The organism is Cupriavidus lacunae (assembly GCF_003353055.1).
Classification (GTDB): Bacteria; Pseudomonadota; Gammaproteobacteria; order Burkholderiales; family Burkholderiaceae; genus Cupriavidus; species Cupriavidus lacunae.
In genome coordinates, this window is sequence record NZ_QKWJ01000057.1 from 1 (window position 1) to 21,271 (window position 21,271).

At 63.1% G+C, this 21,271-nt stretch carries 23 protein-coding genes; 13 read left to right on the plus strand and 10 right to left on the minus strand.

Annotation, left to right across the window (positions count from 1 at the left end; translation table 11 throughout):
- The first annotated feature begins 262 nt into the window (after positions 1-262).
- A complete protein-coding gene (locus DN412_RS30115) occupies positions 263-499 on the plus strand; it encodes a hypothetical protein (protein ID WP_078198521.1) in 237 nt (78 codons plus the stop codon).
- Positions 500-601: 102 nt separating this feature from the next.
- Here the strand turns inward: DN412_RS30115 and DN412_RS30120 are convergent, their stop codons facing one another.
- Both DN412_RS30120 and DN412_RS30125 read right to left on the minus strand, forming a co-directional pair.
- Positions 602-748 (minus strand): DUF3096 domain-containing protein, encoded by a 147-nt coding sequence (locus DN412_RS30120; RefSeq protein ID WP_078196252.1) that lies wholly within the window; start codon positions 746-748, stop codon positions 602-604.
- A 155-nt stretch (positions 749-903) separates the two neighbouring features.
- The gene (locus DN412_RS30125; RefSeq protein WP_078196253.1) at positions 904-1,155 is read right to left on the minus strand and encodes a hypothetical protein; all 252 of its coding nucleotides are present in this window, start codon (positions 1,153-1,155) and stop codon (positions 904-906) included.
- A 450-nt stretch (positions 1,156-1,605) separates the two neighbouring features.
- Between DN412_RS30125 and DN412_RS30130 the strand changes: the two genes are divergently transcribed.
- From DN412_RS30130 to DN412_RS30135, 3 genes are all read left to right on the plus strand, one after another.
- Positions 1,606-2,076: a Crp/Fnr family transcriptional regulator gene (locus DN412_RS30130; protein WP_115214911.1), complete on the plus strand. Its 471-nt coding sequence runs from the start codon at positions 1,606-1,608 to the stop codon at positions 2,074-2,076.
- A 431-nt stretch (positions 2,077-2,507) separates the two neighbouring features.
- Positions 2,508-2,684 (plus strand): hypothetical protein, encoded by a 177-nt coding sequence (locus tag DN412_RS43560; RefSeq protein WP_161564067.1) that lies wholly within the window; start codon positions 2,508-2,510, stop codon positions 2,682-2,684.
- Positions 2,685-2,751: 67 nt separating this feature from the next.
- Entirely contained in the window at positions 2,752-3,069 is a 318-nt protein-coding gene (locus DN412_RS30135; protein ID WP_115214945.1) for a hypothetical protein, read from the plus strand.
- 76 nt (positions 3,070-3,145) lie between these two features.
- Here the strand turns inward: DN412_RS30135 and DN412_RS30140 are convergent, their stop codons facing one another.
- Positions 3,146-3,940 (minus strand): type IV pili methyl-accepting chemotaxis transducer N-terminal domain-containing protein, encoded by a 795-nt coding sequence (locus DN412_RS30140; RefSeq protein WP_244222832.1) that lies wholly within the window; start codon positions 3,938-3,940, stop codon positions 3,146-3,148.
- Positions 3,941-3,953: 13 nt separating this feature from the next.
- Positions 3,954-4,634: a type IV pili methyl-accepting chemotaxis transducer N-terminal domain-containing protein gene (locus tag DN412_RS30145; RefSeq protein ID WP_115214913.1), complete on the minus strand. Its 681-nt coding sequence runs from the start codon at positions 4,632-4,634 to the stop codon at positions 3,954-3,956.
- Between the two features lie 387 nt (positions 4,635-5,021).
- Between DN412_RS30145 and DN412_RS30150 the strand changes: the two genes are divergently transcribed.
- Complete coding sequence (locus tag DN412_RS30150; RefSeq protein ID WP_244222833.1) at positions 5,022-5,285, plus strand: hypothetical protein; 264 nt, start codon at positions 5,022-5,024, stop codon at positions 5,283-5,285.
- 190 nt (positions 5,286-5,475) lie between these two features.
- Here DN412_RS30150 and DN412_RS30155 read toward each other — a convergent pair whose 3' ends face one another.
- The 3 genes from DN412_RS30155 to DN412_RS30165 form a co-directional block, all read right to left on the minus strand.
- Positions 5,476-6,435, minus strand: coding sequence for a tripartite tricarboxylate transporter substrate binding protein (locus DN412_RS30155; RefSeq protein WP_115214915.1), 960 nt, complete (start codon positions 6,433-6,435; stop codon positions 5,476-5,478).
- A 101-nt stretch (positions 6,436-6,536) separates the two neighbouring features.
- Positions 6,537-6,716, minus strand: coding sequence for a hypothetical protein (locus tag DN412_RS30160; RefSeq protein ID WP_115214916.1), 180 nt, complete (start codon positions 6,714-6,716; stop codon positions 6,537-6,539).
- Positions 6,717-6,767: 51 nt separating this feature from the next.
- Entirely contained in the window at positions 6,768-7,016 is a 249-nt protein-coding gene (locus DN412_RS30165) for a hypothetical protein (protein WP_115214917.1), read from the minus strand.
- A gap of 407 nt (positions 7,017-7,423) precedes the next feature.
- Between DN412_RS30165 and DN412_RS30170 the strand changes: the two genes are divergently transcribed.
- Positions 7,424-7,729: a DUF485 domain-containing protein gene (locus DN412_RS30170; protein WP_115214918.1), complete on the plus strand. Its 306-nt coding sequence runs from the start codon at positions 7,424-7,426 to the stop codon at positions 7,727-7,729.
- Entirely contained in the window at positions 7,726-9,387 is a 1,662-nt protein-coding gene (locus DN412_RS30175) for a cation acetate symporter (protein ID WP_115214919.1), read from the plus strand. Before DN412_RS30170 ends, DN412_RS30175 begins: the two co-directional genes overlap by 4 nt.
- A gap of 38 nt (positions 9,388-9,425) precedes the next feature.
- On the opposite strand, the gene DN412_RS30180 is transcribed toward DN412_RS30175, so the two are convergent.
- From DN412_RS30180 to argH, 3 genes are all read right to left on the minus strand, one after another.
- Entirely contained in the window at positions 9,426-10,460 is a 1,035-nt protein-coding gene (locus tag DN412_RS30180) for an IS630 family transposase (protein ID WP_115214920.1), read from the minus strand.
- Between the two features lie 101 nt (positions 10,461-10,561).
- Positions 10,562-11,530: a Bug family tripartite tricarboxylate transporter substrate binding protein gene (locus tag DN412_RS30185; protein WP_115214921.1), complete on the minus strand. Its 969-nt coding sequence runs from the start codon at positions 11,528-11,530 to the stop codon at positions 10,562-10,564.
- A gap of 31 nt (positions 11,531-11,561) precedes the next feature.
- Entirely contained in the window at positions 11,562-13,061 is a 1,500-nt protein-coding gene (argH, locus tag DN412_RS30190; RefSeq protein WP_115214922.1) for an argininosuccinate lyase, read from the minus strand.
- Between the two features lie 126 nt (positions 13,062-13,187).
- On the opposite strand from argH, the gene DN412_RS30195 reads away from it, so the two are divergent.
- The 6 genes from DN412_RS30195 to DN412_RS30220 all read left to right on the plus strand — a co-directional run bounded on the left by DN412_RS30195 (position 13,188) and on the right by DN412_RS30220 (position 21,248).
- Positions 13,188-14,066 carry a LysR substrate-binding domain-containing protein gene (locus tag DN412_RS30195; RefSeq protein WP_115214946.1) on the plus strand — a complete coding sequence of 293 codons (879 nt, stop codon included), beginning with the start codon at positions 13,188-13,190 and terminating at the stop codon, positions 14,064-14,066.
- A 202-nt stretch (positions 14,067-14,268) separates the two neighbouring features.
- Positions 14,269-14,748, plus strand: a complete 480-nt coding sequence (locus DN412_RS30200) for a VOC family protein (RefSeq protein ID WP_115214923.1) — start codon at positions 14,269-14,271, stop codon at positions 14,746-14,748.
- Between the two features lie 262 nt (positions 14,749-15,010).
- Positions 15,011-16,249 carry a CaiB/BaiF CoA transferase family protein gene (locus DN412_RS30205; protein ID WP_115214924.1) on the plus strand — a complete coding sequence of 413 codons (1,239 nt, stop codon included), beginning with the start codon at positions 15,011-15,013 and terminating at the stop codon, positions 16,247-16,249.
- 131 nt (positions 16,250-16,380) lie between these two features.
- Positions 16,381-17,358 (plus strand): Bug family tripartite tricarboxylate transporter substrate binding protein, encoded by a 978-nt coding sequence (locus DN412_RS30210; RefSeq protein ID WP_115214925.1) that lies wholly within the window; start codon positions 16,381-16,383, stop codon positions 17,356-17,358.
- A 117-nt stretch (positions 17,359-17,475) separates the two neighbouring features.
- Positions 17,476-19,842: a DNA polymerase II gene (locus tag DN412_RS30215; protein WP_115214926.1), complete on the plus strand. Its 2,367-nt coding sequence runs from the start codon at positions 17,476-17,478 to the stop codon at positions 19,840-19,842.
- Between the two features lie 218 nt (positions 19,843-20,060).
- Positions 20,061-21,248, plus strand: coding sequence for an efflux RND transporter periplasmic adaptor subunit (locus DN412_RS30220; protein ID WP_115214927.1), 1,188 nt, complete (start codon positions 20,061-20,063; stop codon positions 21,246-21,248).
- Positions 21,249-21,271: the final 23 nt, after the last annotated feature.

The window sequence follows — 21,271 nt, forward strand, 5'->3', positions numbered from 1 at the left end:
GGCCTTGAATTCCGCCGTGTGTACCTTGCGCTTCTTGCCTTCACTCATTCGCCATCATCCCGTCAAGGACGACAGCTTAAACCACCGCCTGATCACTGTCTCAAATCGTGGGTCCACTTTAATGAGCGTCGGTGACGCCTTACGCAGCGCCGAGTCGATGTCCACTGTAGCGAGTTCACCGGTGCCGTGTGTTTATGCTATGTCGAAAGCCGGGGAACATAGTTCTTGGGGGAACCGAATGGTGAATGATCTCGACTCGGCCATGGATAGGCTTACTGAATACCGGGGATTCGAAATCCGTGTTGGCCTTGTGAACACGTCCGAAGATATGTTCGACGCCTGGTTTCAGCTTGAAGGTCCAATGAGGCCGCCTGGGGTCGCTGCGATTGGCAAGCGAGTGAAAGTCCACGGAGGACCGTTTAGCCGACGCTGGGCGCATCTCATCGCGGAACTTGCAGGCAGGGCAGCGGTGGATGTGATTCTGGGTGTGGATGAGTGATTTGTCGCACCAAGCGCTTTTGCCGGTGCGGTATCGGAATGGTTGCTCTCCATGGGGACGAAGATGCGTCGGGAATCGTCGGAGTGCCCCTCCGGCCCCCGCTCAGCGCAGGTGTCCGCCAAACAGTCCGAGCAGCCCGATGACAATGAGGTAAATGGCGACGATATAGTTGAGCAGCCGCGGAATGACAAGAATCAGGATGCCGGCTATCAACGAGATCAGAGGGCCGGCGCTGGTGATGAAGTTCACGATGGCTCCATGTGATTGGCGTGCGTTATTGCGCGGCGCCCTGGGAAGCGCGCCGCTACCGTTACTGCCTGTGTCGACACAATGCTATCTCTATAGGCGCGAGCAGTCGGTCCGCTGGCGTACGGGGGCACAACGGTGGCGCAGAGAAGTTCAGCTCAGCCGAACACGCGCGATCTCAGGTCATCCTCGAAATCGACGGTCCATTGCGCACTCTGGCTTCCGTCGTACTGGCGGACCTCCCTGCCGAAGCGTACCGAGATGCTGCGCCCGCGTGCCGGCACAGCGCCTGCATCGTCTTCAACGGCTGTCACGGTAAACCCGTCGGGTGCGACCCCGTTACGCAGACAGGTCTCGCGGAAGGCTTCCTGCTCCAGGGGAGGGAACTGATTTAGCATCGTCTCCAGCATGGGTGTCTCCTGATGCCGGCATGTAAAGAGGGCAGGCCGAAGCGGGCAAGGGCGGCCAGCCGACTGGCCGCCCTTGCCATCTCGCCCGCGGTGCGTTGGCTCGGTTGCTCGCCCTCTCCATATCCTGTTGCCCAGAGGATAGTGGTGACGGATTCTCAATTCAGTCCGGTGCCGTACGCATCGGGAAGAGGCCGTCCGCAAGCGTGCGGATCGGGACCTTTATGCCATTGCAGTCAGATCGCCCGAGCGTGCAGGGCAGAACCCGAGAGCGCACATCCGCTAAAGTCAGCATGCTGTGCAGTGCACCCTTGTCTGGCATTTGCCTTGTCCAGTCGCTGACCTATATTGACAAAGGCAAGTGATCCTCTACCGTCCCGTAGCCTGGGCGCCAGGCCCTGGGCAAGGTCGGAGTCACCGATATCAACCTGTTCTGAGCGGTGAGATGCAGTCATGCGCGTCACGCACGATCCGAAGTCCAATCACCTTCTCGCTGCGCTGCCGGTTGCCGACTGGGAGCGCCTCGCACCACAACTGACTCTGGTGGAGTTGCCGCTGGCCCATGTCGTGTATGAGTCAGGAGATCAACAGGGCTACGTCTATTTCCCGACCGATTCGATCATTTCGCTACTGTACGTGATGGAAGACGGGGCCTCCGCCGAGATTGCAATCGTAGGCAATGAGGGGATGGTCGGGATTGCAATTTTCATGGGGGGCGAAACGACCCCGAGCCGCGCCATCGTGCAAAGCGCCGGCCATGGATACCGTCTGAGCGCAACGATCCTGANGGCGGGCCTGATCCGCTACAGCCATGGGCATATTGCGGTACTCGACCGGATGGGCCTGGAACAACGAGTGTGTGAGTGCTACGCGGTCGTGAAGCGGGAGTTCGATCGCTTGTTACCTGACCTGTCGGCGCCTTGAGATCCGAAGCGGGATTTCGACCACTGCGCATGCCGGACAGCGGGGTAGCCGCTATAAAGTCGCAATGTCGTTATGTGCCTTGGCTCGCCGAAAGGTCGCCAACAGTGACATGACGCTCGGCCACCGGGCTCCGAATTGCGGTGCTGTCTTTCATCACGCAGCCCCGACGGACCAAGGCTGACACCAACCCATGCTGAAGTCGGTACGCTGGCGGACAGGTAGGGACTTCACAAGCGCACAGGGAGGCGTACAGTCCGCGGAACTTCTTCTCGGATTACCGTCTCGCCGCGCCCGGGGCGCAGGCGCCAGCCGGCACGCGCGACGAAGGCTATCTATCGGATTGTCCGTCGTCGTACCGACAGGAAGGATTTCCGCTACTAATCTTCGATTGTGACAAGCAGATGCGTGTGAGGTCTCATCAAGGAGCCGTCATGAACCAAGCACAAATGCAGATCCGCCTCGAACGGGCAAAAAACAGGGTAAGGGAGATCATCGCCGCAGATTTGCTTGGCGAGACGGTGGATGCGAACGGTAAGCCCGCGCAAGCCATCGTCAGCAAGCCCGTCGCGCATGATGATGCAAAGGAGAGAACTGTGGCGCTGCCATAGCACATTAGTGTTGGCCTTTGAGCGATATATCCAGATTGAAAGCGCGGACCGCTTCGGGAGGCGCATCATGATTCATCACAACACGGACCCCACGTTCCGAGGGCTTCCGCTCACCGCCGAGCAAGACGCGGAAATCCGTCACTACCTGAACAGGAAGGCCAGGCTGGGCAAGCCATGGAATACTCCCGAGCTGCGCGGGATGCTTGAGGACATGCTGTTGCCGCCAAGTACCGAGGACGACAGCCAGAGCGATATCCCCGCCGAGGCATTGTCCGCCGCAGAACGCGCCACCGCGTTCGTCGACCAGGCCATGGAGCCAATCGAGGCCTACGAGGAACTGCACGCCGCGATGGAAGCCGAGAGCATGAAAGGGAATGCTCGCTGAGGTGAGTCCAGGCGCTGGTAGTGCCATATATGTGGTCGGCACCGGTGCGATATGACAAGCGTCTGAAAGAAGCAGGCTACTTGAGCGTGCGCTCGTACATGCCAGTGACGTCGTCCATCACCTGAAGAATTCGCTCGCTGGTCGTGGCAATGTTTCTCAACTGCTCCGCTCGACTGACGCCGGTTTGACTGAGTGCCTCTTTAAAGAACAGCCACTGAGAACCGGCAAGCTGCAGTTCACCTCGGATTGTTGCAGTGTTTTGTGGTGCGGAGGTCAGCAGTTCCTGCGCGGCGGCGAATTCCGTGGTGGCCGAGTCCAGTTCCTGTGTCATCTGTGGGGAGGTGATACCCCAGGCGCGTAACATGCTGATCTTGGCGATTCTCTGCGAGAGCATTCGCTGGCGGCCAGCAACGTTGATCAGCTTTGCCGTAGTGGTGCCGGAGAATCTCTCCAGCTGTACAGTACCTTGTTGTGCAAGCTTCAGTACCTCCTCGCTCATTCTTGCGATTGTCTTCCCGTTCTCGAGATTCGGCTCGCTGCTGGAGAGCAACTGCTTATAGGGAGTCCACGCCTGCTCGAGTCTCGCGTAGGTGTCCTTGATCTCCGGCGTCGGCGCGAACGCCTGCAGATCCATGAGTTGCTTATCGAAGAGCGCGACTGACTGCTCCAGGATCCGCCTGGCTCGTTCGACTTCAACACCGAGGCCAGCCTGGCAATAGACCTTGGCCATGCGCTGGGACAGCATGCGCTGGCGGCCCGCCTTGTTGATGGCCGAGTTAATGGTCAGTGTTTCGGCCGAAGCGGATCCGGCGATGGCAAGCGCCAGGACGCTGTAGACGATCAGGAAAATGACACTGCGGTAACGTTTCAAGGCAGTCTCCGCATCAGTGTCCGACGGAATTTTTCTGCGCGCCGTTCGAACCAACGACATGGCGGATCAACTGATCCATTTCCTTGATGATGCCCGCAAGCACTTCCGTGATCACCGAGAACTCCCTGCCGTGCTGCCCGGCCCGCGCGGCCGAGATGCGCCCATTCATTGCGACGATGTTCGCCTGCATGGAAATGCCGCTGAGGCGCTCGACGAGGTCGGTCTGGCGCTTGCAAACCGAGACCTCGCAACGGTGCATTTCCTCCTGATAGGCCTGCGTAACGGCCTGCAGCAGTTCAAGTATTGGTGTGGCCTGCGCGACCAGGGCGTCGATCGCTGAGGCACGCCGGCTGGTGTCGGCGGCCGGTGCGTCTGTCGCCGTCCTGACCTGGTCAATAAATTCGCGGATACGTGCATCGGCCCGCGCATTGCCAAAGTACAACTGCTGCAAGGCGCCGGAGAATACGCCGGGCAACTGCTTATTGCCCTTCACCAGATCCGAATGCGCGGACTCGAACATCGCCAGGCACGTCCGGACGATATCGAGCGCGGCAGGATCGCCGCGCGAAGCGAGCAGCATATGAAGCACGATCCGTTGCGACAGCATGCGCTGCCTTCCGGACAAGTTGATCAACGTACCGATGGTCTCGGCCGACACGTCGGCCTGGGATAGCGGGGTAGTGGAAGCGTTCATGCGATGCCTTGCGGGGGAGTGTCGACGCAGACGTGTCATCGCGACCTGTCAAATTGTTTCCAGGCCGCTGGCCTGTGTACCCAAACGCAATATGTGTGCCATACCTCACGCGAGGCGCGGCGGGGCTGACACGCAAGGCTCAACGGGCCCAGTGCACTAATCTGGTGCCTGATGTGCATAACGATGCGTGCGTCGGCGTCATTGGTGACGCGAGTTACGGTCCAGGATGTAATCGGGGGCGCACTTAAGCAAAGCTCCGCCTGAAACAAGGCCTGGACGGCTTCGCTAGAATAGGCGCATCGACCGTGTTGACACACGAGTGTATGGATTGCGGCGGGTCAGAGGATCGCGGCGGTGCCTTTGCGATCGGTTTTCCTGTGCCCCCATATGAAGTTGAAAATGATAAAGACGAAAATCTCGATCATGGCGTTCGTGCTTGCCGCCATCAGTTCGTTGGCGCATGCGAGCCTGGCCACGGATGCCCGGGCCTTCAAAGAAGGCGTCAAGACAGCAGGAAAGAAGACCGGCCATGCTGTGCGCGATGCCGCGTACGCAGTGGGCCGTGGTGCGAAGGAGGCCGGCCACACCGTGGCTGACGCAACAAAGCACGGCTATCACGCGACGAAACGGGCGGTGAAAGGGCACGAATAGAGGTCACGACCCGCTGACGATCCTTATGCCGGATACACAACGACATCACACCGCACTGCTGTCAGCTCGGGCGCGCCATTTAGTGAAGCCCGGCGTAAGCCGGGCGGTCCTGGAGGCGGACGCCTGCGGCTGATCCGCAGGCATCGTGACCGTCTGCGGTGTTCCCCGGATCAGCAGAACCGGCGGGCCTTCAATCTGCCGTCGCCCCCGACCGCTTCACCACCGTCGCCCATTTCCGAATCTCGCTATCCACAAACTTGCCCGTCTCGACTGGCGTCATCGGCATCGGCTCCGACCCTCGCTCGGTAATGAACTTGTGTAGATCAGGCGATTGCAGCGCCTTCACCGTCTCCGCATTGAGCTGCTTGACGATGGAAGGCGGCGTGCCAGCGGGCGCCATCATCACCGCCCATCCAAGCGCCTCGAAACCCGGCACGCCTTCTTCACGCACAGTCGGCACCGACTGCAATTGCGGCACACGCTTTGACGTGGTTACGGCCAGCGGCACGGCCTTGTTGGTCTGGATCAGCGGCATGGCGGCGGTTACGGAATCGACCATCAGCGGAATCTGATTGCCCAGGAAGTCCGCCTGCGCGGGGCCGCTGCCCTTGTAGGGGATATGCACGATAAACACGCCGGTCTGAGCCTTAAGCATTTCCGCGGACAGGTGCTGGGTGCCGCCGATACCGGCGCTGGCGTAGCTGTACTTGCCCGGTGCGGCCTTGGCTTTGGCGATCAGGTCGCGCAATGAGGTGAAGCCCGATTGCGGCGTGGCCAGGAAAACCAACGGCACCGAGAACACACCCGAGATCGGCGCGAAATCCTGGCGCGGATCGTAGTTGACCTTCTTGTAAAGCGTCTGGTTGATGGCCATCGCGCTGCCGCCCATGACAAGCGTGTAGCCATCGGCCGGGGCTTTCGCGGCCACTTCCATGCCGATGTTGCCGCCGGCGCCGGCGCGGTTCTCCACCACGATTGACTGACCGAGTTGCCTGCCGAGCTTTTCGGCCAGGGCGCGCGCGAAGATGTCTGTGGCCTGTCCGGGCGGGAACGGCACGATCAGCTTGATGGGGCGGTCCGGATAGGCGGCGTGGGCGGTGCTGGCGCTGGCCAGCAGCAGCGCAGCAAAGAGGTTGCTCGACAGCTTCAACGGAATCTCCTCAAATGATTGTCGATGACGTGACGTCTCTCGATGGCGTCTTGAGGTGAGATTCTACGCCCGCCCTTATGGGCCGGCGATCCCGCGATGGTTCACGCGTGCAAGCGTGCCAGCGCCGCCGGGTAGCACGAGTACCGGCAGTCGCTGTGCCTGAATGCGCCGAGCGGTCCCGTTCCGGCACTGTCTTCAAACGAGCTGGTCTCACTGATGAGGAACGCCGCGGCGAGCGCGGCGGCGATTACGCCGAAGGCGTAGACAAGCCTGGTGTTCATGGCTGCCTTTCTTGAGAGGGCGAGGGCTTTCGCGACAGAAACGCTTTCTGGTCAGAGTGGCACTACCTTTGGTGACTCAGGCGAGAAGGGAGGGCCGTAGAAGACCGGTGGCCGGTAGCCCCCTGGAAGCCCGGGAAGCTCGCGTAGCAGCCGTGCCAGTCCCGGCGGGAGGCCAGGGTCCGGATTCCGGATGGTTAGCGGCTCGTCATCCATATAGCCCTTGCCGCCAGCCAGCGCGGCCCTGGCGGCCAGGTCAAGCTCGCGCACCTGTGGCAGGTTGTTGATGGTCAGCGTAGACATGTGCATCTCCTTGAGTCGTGATGGCAGGACGAACGGCGGATGGCGCGTTCGTCCTTCACTACGCACTGGCCGTGCCAAGGGAAAACGGCATGCGGAGTGCACGGCAGGGCGCAGGACCGGAGCAAACAGACGGCGGGCGGCCAACACCCGGAGAGAAACGTTGGCTGCGGTCGAACGGGCGGCGTCTCAGTCCTTCACATGCACGGCCTAGGCGTTTACCCCGGAGCGAATCCATTCACCGTGTAAGTCGTGGGTAAGGGGCGCCGTTTACCTTGTCAGTACGGATTTCGGATGACGCCCGCGCACATTCGCCTGTCGCCGCAGAGCGCTTGGGAGGACGACGATCGCATGGGGCACGGCACCGGCTGCATCCGGCAACGCCAGGACATGAACGGCAGGAGACAGAGATGAATGAAGATCTGGTCGCAAGACTGAAGGCAAATCCCCGATATCACGAGCTTGTCCGCAAGCGCTCAAGGCTTGGATGGTCGCTGACCGCGATCATGCTTGTTATCTACTACGGATATGTCCTGTTGATTGCCTTCGACAAGGAGTTGCTTGCCACGAAGATGGGAAGTGGGGTGATGACGTGGGGCATGCCGATCGGCCTGTTCGTGATCGTTTTCACCATTGCCATCACCGGTTTCTATGTACGCCATGCCAACGACTCGTACGACAAGCTGACCGAGCAGATCAAGCGGGAGGTGGCATGAAAGCGAATCACGCAATCGTTGCCTGCGCGGCGCTGCTTCTGTCAGGGGCCTCGCTCGCGGCCGGTGGAGACCTTGGGCAGGCGGTGCGGCAGCCGACCAACTGGACCGCAATCGGGATGTTCGTCGTGTTTGTCATCGGCACGCTGTTCATTACCAAGTGGGCGGCATCGAAGACAAAGTCGGCAGCGGCGTTCTACACGGGGGGAGGTGGCATCACCGGCTTCCAGAACGGCCTGGCGATCGCCGGCGACTACATGTCGGCGGCGTCTTTTCTCGGCATTTCGGCGGCAGTCTTCACCAATGGCTATGACGGGCTGATCTATTCCATCGGCTTCCTCGTCGGTTGGCCGATTGTCACCTTCCTGATGGCGGAGCGGCTGCGCAACCTTGGCCGGTTCACGTTCGCCGACGTTGCGGCATACCGCTTCAAACAGGGGCCGATCCGCGCGTTTGCGGCGTCGGGAACGCTGGTGGTGGTTGCCTTCTACCTGATTGCGCAGATGGTCGGCGCCGGGCAACTGATCAAGCTGCTGTTCGGGCTGGAGTACTGGATCGCGGTGGTCATCGTCGGCACGCTCATGATGGTGTACGTCCTGTTCGGCGGCATGACCGCAACCACGTGGGTACAGATCATCAAGGCCTGCCTGCTGCTGGGCGGAGCGTCGTTCATGGCCTTCATGGTGCTGGCCCAGTTCCACTTCAGCCCTGAGGCCCTGTTTGCGAAAGCCGTCGAGGTGCACGCCAAGAAGGACTCCATCATGAGTCCCGGCAACTTCATCAAGGACCCCATCTCGGCAATCTCGTTTGGCATTGCCCTGATGTTCGGCACGGCTGGCCTGCCGCACATCCTGATGCGCTTCTTCACCGTGCCCAACGCCAAGGAAGCGCGCAAGTCGGTGTTCTGGGCGACCACCTGGATCGGTTACTTCTACATCCTGACCTTTATCATCGGGTTCGGCGCGATCGTGCTGGTAGGAACGAACGCGAGCTTTCAGGATGGCAGCGGCAAGCTGCTTGGCGGCGTCAATATGGCGGCGGTACATCTTGCCAGCGCGGTGGGCGGGAACGCATTTCTCGGCTTTATCTCGGCGGTGGCGTTTGCAACCATCCTGGCCGTCGTTGCCGGCCTGACACTTGCCGGCGCATCTGCCGTTTCGCACGACCTCTATGCAACGGTATTCAAGCATGGCAATGCAAGCAGCCGCGACGAACTGCGGGTATCGCGTATCACGACCGTCATCCTCGGCCTGGTCGCGGTGGTGCTTGGCATCGTCTTCGAGAAGCAGAACATTGCGTTCATGGTGTCGCTTGCCTTCGCTGTTGCGGCCTCGGCCAACTTCCCGGTGCTGTTCATGTCGGTGCTATGGAAGGGTTGCACCACGCGAGGCGCGACCATAGGCGGGTTCCTGGGGCTGTTGTCGGCCGTGATTCTCACCATCCTGTCGCAGGCGGTCTGGGTCGACGTGTTCCACTTCAAGAGCGCGCCGTTCCCCTACACGTCCCCGGCATTGTTTTCGATGACGATCGGCTTCCTTGGCATCTGGCTCGTCTCGATCACCGACCAGTCGGCAAGGGCGCGCGTGGACAAGGCTGGCTTTGAAGCCCAGGAACTGCGCTCCGAAACAGGGATCGGGGCAGTGGAGGCAGCGGGCCATTGATGGAAGCCACGGAGGATCCATGTGATCCTCCATGTTACTCAGCAGTCCCAAATATATGCGACAGATGGGACATCGAAGAATGATCGAACCAGGCTCCGCTTTCTCTGCAGCCCGCGCAGTTGTTGCTCGACGCGAATCTCCAACTTCTCGCCGGCGCGCAGCGGGTTGCGCGCCACGCCGGTGCGCTTGATGTGACTCCACACCAACTCGTCCGGATTGAGGTCCGGCGCGTAGCCTGGCAGGAAGTGCAACGTCAATCTGCCGCCAGTGGATTCGACGTATTCGCGCACGCTTGCCTTCTTATGGGCCGGCAAGCCGTCAACGACAAGATGCACCGGCTTGCGCCGGCCCTTCATCATCTTCTTGAGCAATTCGACGAACAGTTCCGCGGTGAGCGCTCCCTTGTACGTCGCGAACCAGAAGCCGCCCAAGGCGTTGACCGCCGAAGCTGCCGATACTGACTGGCGCTGGCCGGGCCGCTCGATCACCGGGCTCTTCCCTTTGAGCGCCCACGTCTTACCGTGCACCGTGTCGGCTCGGAATCCGGATTCGTCCCAGAAGTAGATTTCCGCCCCGCTGCGTCGGGCAGTTGCCGCAATGTCGGGATAGGTCTCGCGCTGCCAGCGCTCGATCGCCTGAGGATCGCGCTGGTAGGCACGCTGCAGTGGCTTTTGCGGCGTCAGGCCCAAACGCGCCAGCAATCTCCCCACCGCCGTCAGCCCCATGCGCACACCAAACTTCTGGTCGATCAAGGTGGCCACGATTTGTCGCGTCCACAGCCCGAAGTCCAGTCCGTATTGCCTGGGATCCTTGCCGTTGACCCAGCGCAACACCTGCGCTTGCTGGCGCGCTGTGAGCTTGGCCGGTCGGCCGGTTGCCCGCCGCGCGGCCAGCGCGCGTTCCCCCTTTCCGCGCACGCAGGCAGCTTTGAGCCACCGGTAGATCGAGGTGCGATTCATCCCCAGCGACTTCACCACCTCCGACGGCTTCTCGCCCTCCCTCACCCGGCGCAACGCCAGCAACCGAAATTCCTCCTGCGTCGCGCGATCCAGTTTGCGGCCATCTCGTTTCATGCCTCATGAGACTACCGTCGATCCCTTGCGTTCAACTTTTGTCGCTTTATTTAGAGACTGGTCAGTAAAGCTCGCCTCCTGGCCGGCCATGTCCCGCAGCCTCAGTCCAGCGCAATGTTCGCCTTCCTGATCACCTCGCCCCAGCGCTGGGTCTCGAAGCGCACCAGGTTGGCATAGTCGGCGCTGGTGCCGGGCAGCGGGATCGCACCCTGGGCAGCAAGACTCTCGGCGGTCGACTTCTCTTTCGCGATCTTGTTGATCTCGAGCGAGAGCCTGTCGATGACAGCCTTGGGCGTGCCTGCGGGCGCCAGCACGCCGGACCAGGAGTCGACCACGAAGTCAGGGACGCCGGCCTCCGCCATGGTCGGCACGTCCGGCAGCGAAGCGGCCCGGTGCGCGCTCGCGACCGCGAGGGCGCGCATCTTCCCGCTCTGGATGTGCGGCAGAACGTTAGGCAGGTTCACGAACATCAGGTCGATCTGCCCCGACAGGAGGTCGACTGTCGCCGGGCCCGCGCCCTTGAACGGCACATGTTCGAACTCGGTGCCGGTCTTGTGCTGGAACAGCTCGCCGATCATCTGGTTGACGCTGCCATTGCCGGCGGATCCCATGAACAGCTTCTTGCCGCCCGATCTGGAGTAGGCAACGAACGCCTTGACGGTCTTCGCCGGCACCTTGTTCGAGACGACAAGCACGTTCGGCACGGCCGCGAAGAGCGCCACCTGGGTAAAGTCCTTGTTCGCGTCGTGGGGCAGCTTTTTATAAATGAAGGGATGGATGGACTGGTGGCTGGAAGACGCGAGCAGCAGCGTATAGCCATCGGCCGGCGACTTGGCCACTACGTCCGCGCCCAGCGTGCCGCCCGCGCCGGGCTTGTTTTCCACGATGACTGGCTGGCCAAGTTTCTCAGACAGATGTTGTGCCAGCACGCGGCCAATGAGGTTCACGGTGCCTCCCGCCGCGAACGGAACTATGAGGCGGATCGGCTTGTCCGGGTACGCGGCGGAGGCGCCAGTGGGAACGCAGGCAGCGGTGACTGCCGCAATCAGGAACTTGGCGATGAGCTTCATAGTTCTGTGGGGATAGCGATGGGTTGATGGATCAGGCGGCTGCCAATGCGGCGATGTCACGTTTCATTCGTTCGCGCGCTGCCTCGAGCCGTTGTCGGGTGGACTGCGCGGAAGCCAGCAGGGCGTCAACGTGGTCGCGTTGCCGTTGGATGGCGAGGGTGACCTCTGACGGCGCCGGACCGCCGTTGCCGCGCGCGTTGACGCTTTCGACGGGATCCAGATACTGCCGCAGCTTGTCCTCGGCCCATTCGATTGCCCGACCGATCACGTCCACCGCGGCACGGTCCAGCATGGCGCTGGTCAGTTCGCCGGCGGACAGGCCGGAATCGAGTGCCATGCGCACCAGTCCGCCCACGACGTGGTGAGCGTCCCGGAACGACAGTCGTGCCTCGGCCACCAGCCCGTCGGCCAGGTCCGTCGCTACGGAGAAATCGAGGCTGACGCGCTGCAGCATGCTGGGGCGCTTCGGCTCCACATTGCCGAGGATCAGTTCGAACAGGGCGAGGCAGCGCGCTGTTTCCTCGCTGCACTCCCAGAAGCTGCGGATGCTCTCCCGGCTGCTGTCGCCGGTGTGCGTGAAGTGCGTTCCCTTGACCGTAACGAGGGAAGTCGTCAACAGGCCAACGATATGGGCGCTCTTCCCGCGCAAGTACTCCAGCACCGCGGGATTCTTCTTCTGCGGCATGATGCTCGAGGTACTTGCCACGCGGTCGGGGAAGGAAAGGAGGCCGAACTCGGGCGTTGACCACACGTAGAAGTCCTGCGCGACCCGGCCCCACGTCAGCGCGACGATGGCCATGGCGGACATCGCCTCCCAGGCGAAGTCGCGTGACGCCACCGCATCCAGGGTGTTGTGCACCAGCGAGCCGAAGCCAAGCCCATCCGCAGTGACCTGCCTGTCGATCGGGAAGCGGGTGCCGGCCAGCGCGCCAGCACCCAGCGGCATGGCATCGATGCGCGGCAATGCAGCATGAAGCCGGTCCATGTCCCGGCCCAGCGCCTCGGACACGGCGCTCAGGTAGAAGCCGAAGGTGATTGGCTGCGCAGGCTGCAGGTGCGTGTATCCCGGCATGACGGCGTCGGCGAATTCGCCCGCTCGCTGCAGCGCCACCTTGCGTAGCCGGCCCAGCGCCTCGATGGTGTCCAGGACGATGTTGCGGGCGCGCATCCGGTCAATGGTGGCCGCGATGTCGTTCCTGCTGCGCGCCATGTGCAGCCGCCCGCCGATGTCCCGGCTGGTCACCGTCATCAGCCTGGCTTCGTAGTTGAAATAGGGGTCCTCCTTTGCAGGATCGAGGTTCACCGCGCCGGGGCCTTCGGTTTCCATCTGCTGCAGGCCACTGGCCAGCTTCCTGGCGACCTCCGGTGACACGAGGCCGGTCTTGTGCAGCATCAGCAGGTGCGCCTGGTTCACCTCGGTGAGATAGGCGAATTGCCTGGTGAAGTCACGCGCAAGGCGCGGACCATAAATGTGCTCGCAGATTTCCTGTGCAAGCGGCTCCTTGAGCCGGCGGCTGACTTTCGATTCCATGATTTCCGATACGTGCTGTGGTGGATTGAGTATCGAAGGCCGATGGCATACCGGTCAAATGACAGTTTAGGGCTGCCGCATGCATTTTTGATATGGGCCTGGAGAAAGGGCTGTACCATGGCGGGCATGAACTTCAAGCAGATCGAGACCTTCCGGGCCGTCATGCTGACTGGCTCCATGACAGTCGCGGCGCAGCAACTGCACACGTCCCAACCCAATGTGAGCCGCGTCATCGGCAAGCTCGAAGCGGAACTCGGCTTCGAGCTGTTCGACCGGTTGCCTGGGCGTGTCGTGGCGACCAAGGGCGCCGAGGCGCTGTTCAAGGAAGTGGAGCGCGCGTTCGTCGGGCTGGACAGCCTGAGCGAATCGGCGCGGGCCATCCGCGACGTCGGCGTCGGCACACTGCGCGTGGCGGCTGCCGCGTCGATATCGCTGAGCGTGCTGCCCCTGGCGGTCCGGATGTTCAGCGAAAAATACCCCCTGGTCCGCATCGTCCTCGACACCAGCGAGTCCCACGTCATTGCCAACTGGATCGCCACGCAGCATTGCGATATCGGTTTCGTTTCCAACATTGCGGATAAGCCGGGGGTCGTCGCGTCTGTCATCCATACCGAAAGCGCGGTTTGTGTCGTGCCGGCACGGCACCCGCTGGCGAGGAAGAAGCGGCTCATTCCCGAGGATCTGACCGGCGAGCGCTTCATTTCCCTGCCTAGCGGCAGCTTGTCAAGGCGGGCTATCGATGCGGCGTTCAGCGACGGGGCGCGGATCATGGCGCTCGAAACTCCCTTCGCCGCAACGATCTGCAGAATGGTCAGTGAAGGCCTGGGGGTCAGCCTGGTGAATCCCATCGTCAGCCGGACGATGACGTTCCCGGGCGTTGTGGCCATCCCGTTCAAGCCGGATATCCCGTTCAGGAGCTACATGCTGCGCGCGCAGCTGGCGCCGCGCGACACGCACGTCAACCACTTTGTTTCCTGCATGCGGGCCGCCTTCAAGTCCATGTGACAGAGGCCGCGGGCGGCCTATCAGCCCGATCTGGGGGGCTTTGGGTCGCTGGCTTCATCGCCTCGGCCACCAGAGTGTGAGACAGTGGAGTCCCGACAACGGCATCCGTCTCACCCGACCGGCCAGGGTCGCGCGATGTGGACGATTGGCGTTGTTGTGACGGTGGCGGATTCCCGGTGCTCAACTCTCCAGGAGACACGAAATGAACAGCAAGAACACCATCTGTTTGTGGTACGACCGCGATGCCCTTGACGCCGCGAACTTCTATGCCGAGACATTTCCCGACAGCACCGTCAGCGCCGTTCACCGCGCACCGGGCGACTATCCCGACGGCAAGCAGGGCGACGTCCTGACGGTCGAGTTCACCGTCGCCGGCATTCCCTGCCTTGGCCTGAACGGCGGCCCGCATTTCAAGCACAACGAAGCCTTCTCGTTTCAGATCGCGACCGATGACCAGGCCGAAACCGACCGCTTGTGGAATGCGATCGTCGGCAATGGCGGCCAGGAAAGCGCATGCGGCTGGTGCAAGGACCGGTGGGGATTGTCATGGCAGATCACCCCGCGCGCCCTTACCGCGGCGATCAGCGACCCGGACCGCGCGGCGGCCAAGCGCGCATTCGACGCGATGATGACGATGAGAAAGATCGACATCGCCGCGATCGAGGCCGCACGGCTGGGCTGAAACCCATCCTGAAGCTGATGGAGCGTGGCCTGTACATTGGGCTGGGGGTGTAGAGAACGATAGTGCCCCTGGCATTCGGTTCGAGTCGAATGCCAGGGGCACAGCCTCTTTGTCAAATCTTATTGAACATTTTGTCAATTTGGACGGGGATTGTATAGCGCATTTTTCCAAGCAAGAATGCTGGGTTGACCGCGATGGGGACCAGCCCACCCCGATTTTTCAGAGACGGCTCGTTCCTCGAAACAGCCCATGGAGACTAAGAATGCAGACGCCCGACCCATCCCAAGGTATCGACTTCCCGCTTGAGGGCGTGCGCGTACTCGACCTGTCGCGCGTGTTTGCGGGGCCGCTGTGTGGCCAGGTCCTGGCCGACTTCGGCGCGGAAGTGGTCAAGGTCGAGCACCCCGGCCGTGGCGACGACACGCGCGACTGGGGCATGCGCATCGGCAAGACCGAGACGACCTACTACAACAGCATGAACCGCAACAAGCGGTCCATCACCCTGGATCTGCAAAGCAAGGAAGGCTTGCAGATCATCTATGACCTGCTGCCGCAGTTCGACGTCGTCATCCACAATTTCAAGACCGGCGGGGCCGAGAAGCTGGGCCTTGGTTACGAACAGCTCAAGGCCATCAGGCCTGACCTGATCTACTGCGCGGTTTCCGGCTACAACAGCAGCGGCCCCGAGGCCAAGCGCCCCGGCTACGACCTGGTGATCCAGGGAGAGGCCGGGCTGATGGCGCTAAACGGCGAAGCCGACACGCCGCCGCTGAAGTTCGGCGTGGCGGTGGTGGACCTGATGACCGGCATGTATGCCGCGCAGGCGGTGCTGGCGGCCTTGTTCCGCCGCGAGCGCAAGGGCAAGGGCCAGCTGATCGAGATGGCGCTGTACGACTGCGGGCTGATGGTCACCGGGTACTACGGCCTGGACGCCATGCTGCTCGGGCGCGACCCCGCACGCTATGGCAATGCCCATCCGTCGATCGTGCCCTATGGCATGTTCGAAGCCGCCGATGGCCCGCTGATCATCGCCGTGGGCAACAACAGCCAGTTCGACAAGTTCTGCCGCCAGGTCATCGAGCGCGCGGACATCGTCGAGGACCCGCGCTATGCCACCAACGTGGAGCGCGCCAAAAACCGCGAGACCTTGACCCCGCTGATCACGGGCCTGATCGGCGGCTTTGCGCGCGACCTGCTGCTGGAGCGCATGACGGCCTGCGGCATTCCGTGCGGCAAGGTGGCGGGACTGCACGAAGCCCTGACCAGCGAGCGGACCCGCGCGGGCGGCCTGCTGCGCGAGATGCCCCATCCCGTGGCAGGCACCACGCACGTGTTCGCGCCGCCTTATCGCCTGGATGGTCAGCGCCTGCCGATCCGCAACGCGCCGCCGACGCTGGGCGAGGGCACGCGGGCGGTGTTGCAGGGCCTGCTGCAGATGAGCGATGACCAGCTGCAGGCACTGCAGGCCAGCGGCGTGCTGACGCTGCCCGAGGCACCGTAGCACGCCTGCGCCTTCGCGCCGCGCGTACGCACATGGACGTCCGCGCAATCCCGCCCGGCAAGGGGGGCTTGGGTTCCCTTGCACTGATTCAACCTGGAACAACAATCGTGCGCATTCGAAATTTCACCCGTATGGTCCACTCCCGGCGTCGTGCCATTCTGGCACTGGCCGCGGCGCCGCTGCTCGTCGGCAGCGCTTTCGCGCAATCCTGGCCGAGCAAGCCGATCAAGCTCGTCGTGCCGTTCCCGCCGGGCGGGCCCACGGATACCGCGTCGCGCATCGTCGGCCAGAAGCTGGGCGAGCGCCTCAGGCAGCCGGTGGTGGTGGAGAACCGCGCCGGTGCATCGGGGTCCATCGCTGCCGCCCAGGTGGCCAAGAGCGCGCCCGACGGCTACACGCTGATGATGCTGGCCACGCCTACGCTGCTGGCCCCGCACCTGTACAAGAAGGCGGGATACGACACGACCAAGGACTTCACGCCCGTCGCCACCGTCTATGACCTGCCGATCGTGCTGGTGGTCAACCCGACGCTGCTGCCCAACGTGACGGACCTGCCCAAGCTGATCGCACAGGCCAAGGCCCAGCCGGGCAAGCTCAACTACACCAGCTCCGGCGCGGGCAGCTTTGGCCACCTGAGCATGGAACTGCTCAAGCAGATGGGCGGCTTCGAGATGCAGCATGTGCCCTACAAGGGCGGCGTGCCCGCCATCAGCGATACCCTTGGGGGCCAGGTCCCGCTCATGTACGCTGACCTCGTCGCCGCGTTGCCGCACATCCAGGCAGGCAAGCTGCGTGCCATCGCGGTCGGCTCGCCGCAGCGCGTCAGCATGCTGCCCGACGTCAAGACCATTGCCGAGCAAGGCTTCAAGGGCTACGACGCCGTTTCCTGGGGCGGCCTGCTGGCGCCCCCGGGCACGCCCAGGGAGGTGGTGGACCGCGTCGCGGGCGAGGTCGGCAAGATCCTGGCCGACAAGGAGGTCCAGGACAAGCTGCTGAAGGCCGGTGCCATTGCCAACTACCAGGCGCCGGCGCAGATGGGCCAACGCATCCAGCAGGACTATGCCAAGTGGGGCAAGGTGATCCGCGACAAGGGCATCGCGGTCGAGTAAGCATCAGCAGTCCGGGCACGCTGCAACGGCGTGCCCGGTGCAAGCCATCCCGGACCGGTCCCGATTGCCCCCGGCTCCGCTAAAATCGACGAGAAGCGGTTCTCCAAGGTTTAAAGCGTGGCACTCCAGCAGGGTTTTATCCTGACCCGACATTGGCGCGATACACCGGCCGGCACCGAGGTCGAGGCCTGGCTGGCTACCGATGACGGGCCGCGCCGGCTGCGCCTGTCCTGCCAGCCGTCAGTGGCGTTTATCCCCGAGGCACAGCGTGAGCGCGCCGAGGCGCTGCTGTGCCGCGAGCGCGATGTCGAGCTGCGCCCGCTCAAGCTCCAGGATTTCCAGCGCAGGCCCGTACTGGGCCTGTACTGCCATCAGCATCGGCAACTGATCCAGCTCAGCCGCGCTTTGCGCGATGCCGGCGTGGATGTCTACGAGGCCGATATCCGCCCGCCCGAGCGCTACCTGATGGAGCGCTTCATCACCGCCCCGGTCTGGTTCGACGGCGAGCCGGATGCCAGCGGCGTGCTGCGCAATGCCCAGATGAAGCCGTCGGTGGACTACCGGCCCACGCTGCGCCTGGTCTCGCTCGATATCGAGACCAACGCGTTTGGCGAACTCTATTCGATTGCGCTCGAGGGCTGCGGTCAGCGCCAGGTCTACATGCTGGGCTCGGCACCGCCGACGCCCGCCGACGTCGATTTCTCGCTCGAATACTGCGCAACACGTCCCGGGTTGCTGGAAAAATTGAACCAGTGGCTGGCCGAGCACGACCCCGACGCGATCATTGGCTGGCATCTGGTCCAGTTTGACCTGCGCGTGCTGCACGAGCATGCACGCAAGTTCCAGGTTCCGCTGCGCCTGGGCCGCGACGGTGCCGAAATGGAATGGCGCGAGCACAACGCCCAGCAGCACTATTTCGCCAGCGCGGCGGGCCGCTTGATCATCGACGGCATCGAGGCGCTGCGTTCCGCCACGTGGAGCTTCCCGTCGTTCAGCCTGGAATCGGTGGCACAGACGCTGCTCGGAGAAGGCAAGGCGATCGACGACCCGTACCACCGCATGGACGCCATCGACCGCATGTTCGAACAGGACAAGCCGGCGCTGGCCCGCTATAACCTGCGCGATTGCGAACTGGTAACGCGGATCTTCGAAAAGACGGAGCTGTTGCCATTCCTGCTGGAGCGCGCCACGGTCACGGGCCTGCCGGCCGACCGCAGCGGCGGCTCGGTGGCCGCCTTCACGCATCTCTACATGCCGCTGATGCATCGCCAGGGCTACGTCGCGCCCAACCTTGGCGACAAGGCACCCGAGGCCAGCCCGGGCGGCTTTGTCATGGACTCGCGACCGGGGCTGTACGAGTCGGTGCTCGTGCTGGACTACAAGAGCCTCTATCCGTCAATCATCCGTACCTTCCTGATCGACCCGATCGGCTTGGTCGAGGGCCTGGCGCATCCGGACGATGCCGATTCGGTCCCTGGCTTCCGCGGTGCGCGGTTTTCCAGGACGAAGCACTGCCTGCCGGCGATCGTCGCCCGGGTCTGGCAAGGCCGTGAAGCCGCCAAGCGAGACCGGAACAAGCCGCTCTCCCAGGCGCTCAAGATCATCATGAACGCGTTCTACGGCGTGCTCGGGTCCAGCGGCTGCCGCTTCTTCGATGCGCGGCTGGCATCGTCGATCACCATGCGCGGGCACGAGATCATGCGGCAGACCCGGGCGCTGATCGAGGCCCGCGGCTACGAGGTGATCTATGGCGACACGGATTCCACCTTCGTCTGGCTGCGCCGCGCCCGGACGGAGGCCGACGCCAACCAGATCGGCCGCAGCCTTGTCGCCTACGTCAACGACTGGTGGCGCGACCATCTCTGGCAGACCCATGGCCTGGAAAGCGCGCTGGAACTCCAGTTCGAAACGCACTTCAGGCGCTTCCTGATGCCGACCATCCGCGGCACGGACCTTGGCAGCAAGAAGCGCTATGCCGGCCAGGTGGAACGCCCCGACGGGAAGGTCGAGATGGTGTTCAAGGGGCTTGAGACGGTGCGTACGGACTGGTCGCCGCTCGCCCAGCGGTTCCAGCAGACCCTCTACGAAAAGATCTTCAACCGCGAGCCGTACGCGGACTATGTGCGCGACATCGTGCGCCGCACCCTGGCCGGCGAGCTCGACGAGCAACTGGTCTATCGCAAGCGGCTGCGCCGCAAGCTCGATGATTACCAGCGCAACGTGCCGCCGCACGTGCGGGCTGCCCGTATCGCCGATGACTATAACAAGCGCCACGGGCGGCCGCGCCAGTACCAGCAGGGCGGCTGGATCAGCTATGTGATGACCATGTCAGGGCCGGAGCCGCTCGAAGCACGGTCGGCGCCGATCGACTATAACCACTACGTGACAAAGCAGCTCCAGCCGATTGCGGATGCGATCCTGCCATTCCTGGACGACGGGTTCGAGACGCTGCTGACCGGGCAGATGGCGCTGTTTCCGCAATAGCGTCGGATCGCGATGTAAGTTTTTGAAATATGGGTGGCCGATAATCGGCCGAACCATTTCTTCGAGTCGGGATAGACTTTGTCGGTTACGTCTGCACTGGCGCTGGCGCAGAGGCGGGCATGGCGCTTGCGCCACCTCGGCCTGCTTCGCTCTGGCGAAGGTCAACGGGTTTGCCGGCGACATTCCGACTCGGCTTGATTCCTACGCAGGACATCGCAATGCAACGATCACGCGGCTGTAGCGCCTCGGTTCCGGTCACGCTGGCCATCGCCATGTCAATGCTTGCCGGATGCGGTAGCAAGAAAGAGGCCGCAGCCCCGCCGCCACCGCAAGTCAGCGTGGTCACGCTCAAGACCGAGCCACTGACGCTGGATACCGAGCTGCCGGGCCGCACCACGGCGTTCCGCATTGCCGAAGTCCGACCGCAGGTGGACGGCATCATCCTGCGCCGCCTGTTCAAGGAGGGCAGCGACGTCACGCAGGGCCAGCAGCTCTACCAGATCGACCCGTCCACCTACGAGGCCACCTACAAGAGCGCCAGGGCGACGCTGGAATCGACCCGCCTGCTGGCAGAGCGCTATGGGCGCCTGGTCGGTGACGAGGCGGTCAGCAAGCAGCAGTATGACGAGGCCAGGGCTGCCTGGCTGCAGGCGCAGGCCACGGTGGACCGCGCCGAGATCAACCTGCGCTATACCAAGGTGCTGTCACCGATCTCCGGTCGGATCGGGCGCTCGAATGTGACGGAAGGTGCGCTGGTCACCAACGGGCAGGCTACCGCGCTGTCCGTGGTGCAGCAGCTTGACCCGATCTACGTCGACGTGACCCAGCCCTCATCGTCCCTGCTGCGGCTGCGGCGCGAGCTGGCCAATGGTGCGCTGCAAAATGCCGGCGCCAACGCGGCCCAGGTCAGCCTGGTGCTCGAAGACGGTACCCACTATCCCGAAACCGGCCGCCTGGAGTTCTCCGAAGTGGCCGTGGACCAGGGCACCGGCTCGGTGACGCTGCGCGCGGTGTTTCCCAATCCGCGCCATGAGCTGCTGCCAGGCATGTTCGTTCATGCCCGCCTGCGTGAAGGCGTGAAGACCGAGGCGCTGCTCGTGCCGCAGCAGGGGGTGACGCGCGATCTCAAGGGCCAGGCCACGGCGCTGGTCGTCAATGCCAGGGACGAGGTGGAACTGCGCCAGATCCGCACCGACCGCGCCGTTGGCGACAAGTGGCTGGTCGCCGACGGCCTCGGTGCCGGCGACCGTGTCATCGTGGAGGGCCTGCAGTTCGTGCGGCCCGGGGCGAAAGTGCGCGTAGCCCAGGCCGGGAAGGGTGCAGGCGCGCCGGCGGCGGCCGCGGCCGCCGCGTCGGCCCCATCCGCCGCGTCGGCCCCATCCGCCACGACCGCGGCCAAGCCCTGAGCGCGCCGCCAGGGCAAGGGAGT

Coding starts and splice junctions, on each gene's coding strand:
- DN412_RS30185 (WP_115214921.1), bottom strand. CDS start 11,530: ATGAAGCTCATCGCCAAGTTCCTGATTGCGGCAGTCACCGCTGCCTGC.
- DN412_RS30180 (WP_115214920.1), bottom strand. CDS start 10,460: ATGAAACGAGATGGCCGCAAACTGGATCGCGCGACGCAGGAGGAATTT.
- DN412_RS30200 (WP_115214923.1), top strand. CDS start 14,269: ATGAACAGCAAGAACACCATCTGTTTGTGGTACGACCGCGATGCCCTT.
- DN412_RS30175 (WP_115214919.1), top strand. CDS start 7,726: ATGAAAGCGAATCACGCAATCGTTGCCTGCGCGGCGCTGCTTCTGTCA.
- DN412_RS30170 (WP_115214918.1), top strand. CDS start 7,424: ATGAATGAAGATCTGGTCGCAAGACTGAAGGCAAATCCCCGATATCAC.
- DN412_RS30220 (WP_115214927.1), top strand. CDS start 20,061: ATGCAACGATCACGCGGCTGTAGCGCCTCGGTTCCGGTCACGCTGGCC.
- argH (WP_115214922.1), bottom strand. CDS start 13,061: ATGGAATCGAAAGTCAGCCGCCGGCTCAAGGAGCCGCTTGCACAGGAA.
- DN412_RS30115 (WP_078198521.1), top strand. CDS start 263: ATGGATAGGCTTACTGAATACCGGGGATTCGAAATCCGTGTTGGCCTT.
- DN412_RS30165 (WP_115214917.1), bottom strand. CDS start 7,016: ATGTCTACGCTGACCATCAACAACCTGCCACAGGTGCGCGAGCTTGAC.
- DN412_RS30125 (WP_078196253.1), bottom strand. CDS start 1,155: ATGCTGGAGACGATGCTAAATCAGTTCCCTCCCCTGGAGCAGGAAGCC.
- DN412_RS30150 (WP_244222833.1), top strand. CDS start 5,022: ATGAAGTTGAAAATGATAAAGACGAAAATCTCGATCATGGCGTTCGTG.
- DN412_RS43560 (WP_161564067.1), top strand. CDS start 2,508: ATGAACCAAGCACAAATGCAGATCCGCCTCGAACGGGCAAAAAACAGG.
- DN412_RS30205 (WP_115214924.1), top strand. CDS start 15,011: ATGCAGACGCCCGACCCATCCCAAGGTATCGACTTCCCGCTTGAGGGC.
- DN412_RS30135 (WP_115214945.1), top strand. CDS start 2,752: ATGATTCATCACAACACGGACCCCACGTTCCGAGGGCTTCCGCTCACC.
- DN412_RS30210 (WP_115214925.1), top strand. CDS start 16,381: ATGGTCCACTCCCGGCGTCGTGCCATTCTGGCACTGGCCGCGGCGCCG.
- DN412_RS30195 (WP_115214946.1), top strand. CDS start 13,188: ATGAACTTCAAGCAGATCGAGACCTTCCGGGCCGTCATGCTGACTGGC.
- DN412_RS30145 (WP_115214913.1), bottom strand. CDS start 4,634: ATGAACGCTTCCACTACCCCGCTATCCCAGGCCGACGTGTCGGCCGAG.
- DN412_RS30160 (WP_115214916.1), bottom strand. CDS start 6,716: ATGAACACCAGGCTTGTCTACGCCTTCGGCGTAATCGCCGCCGCGCTC.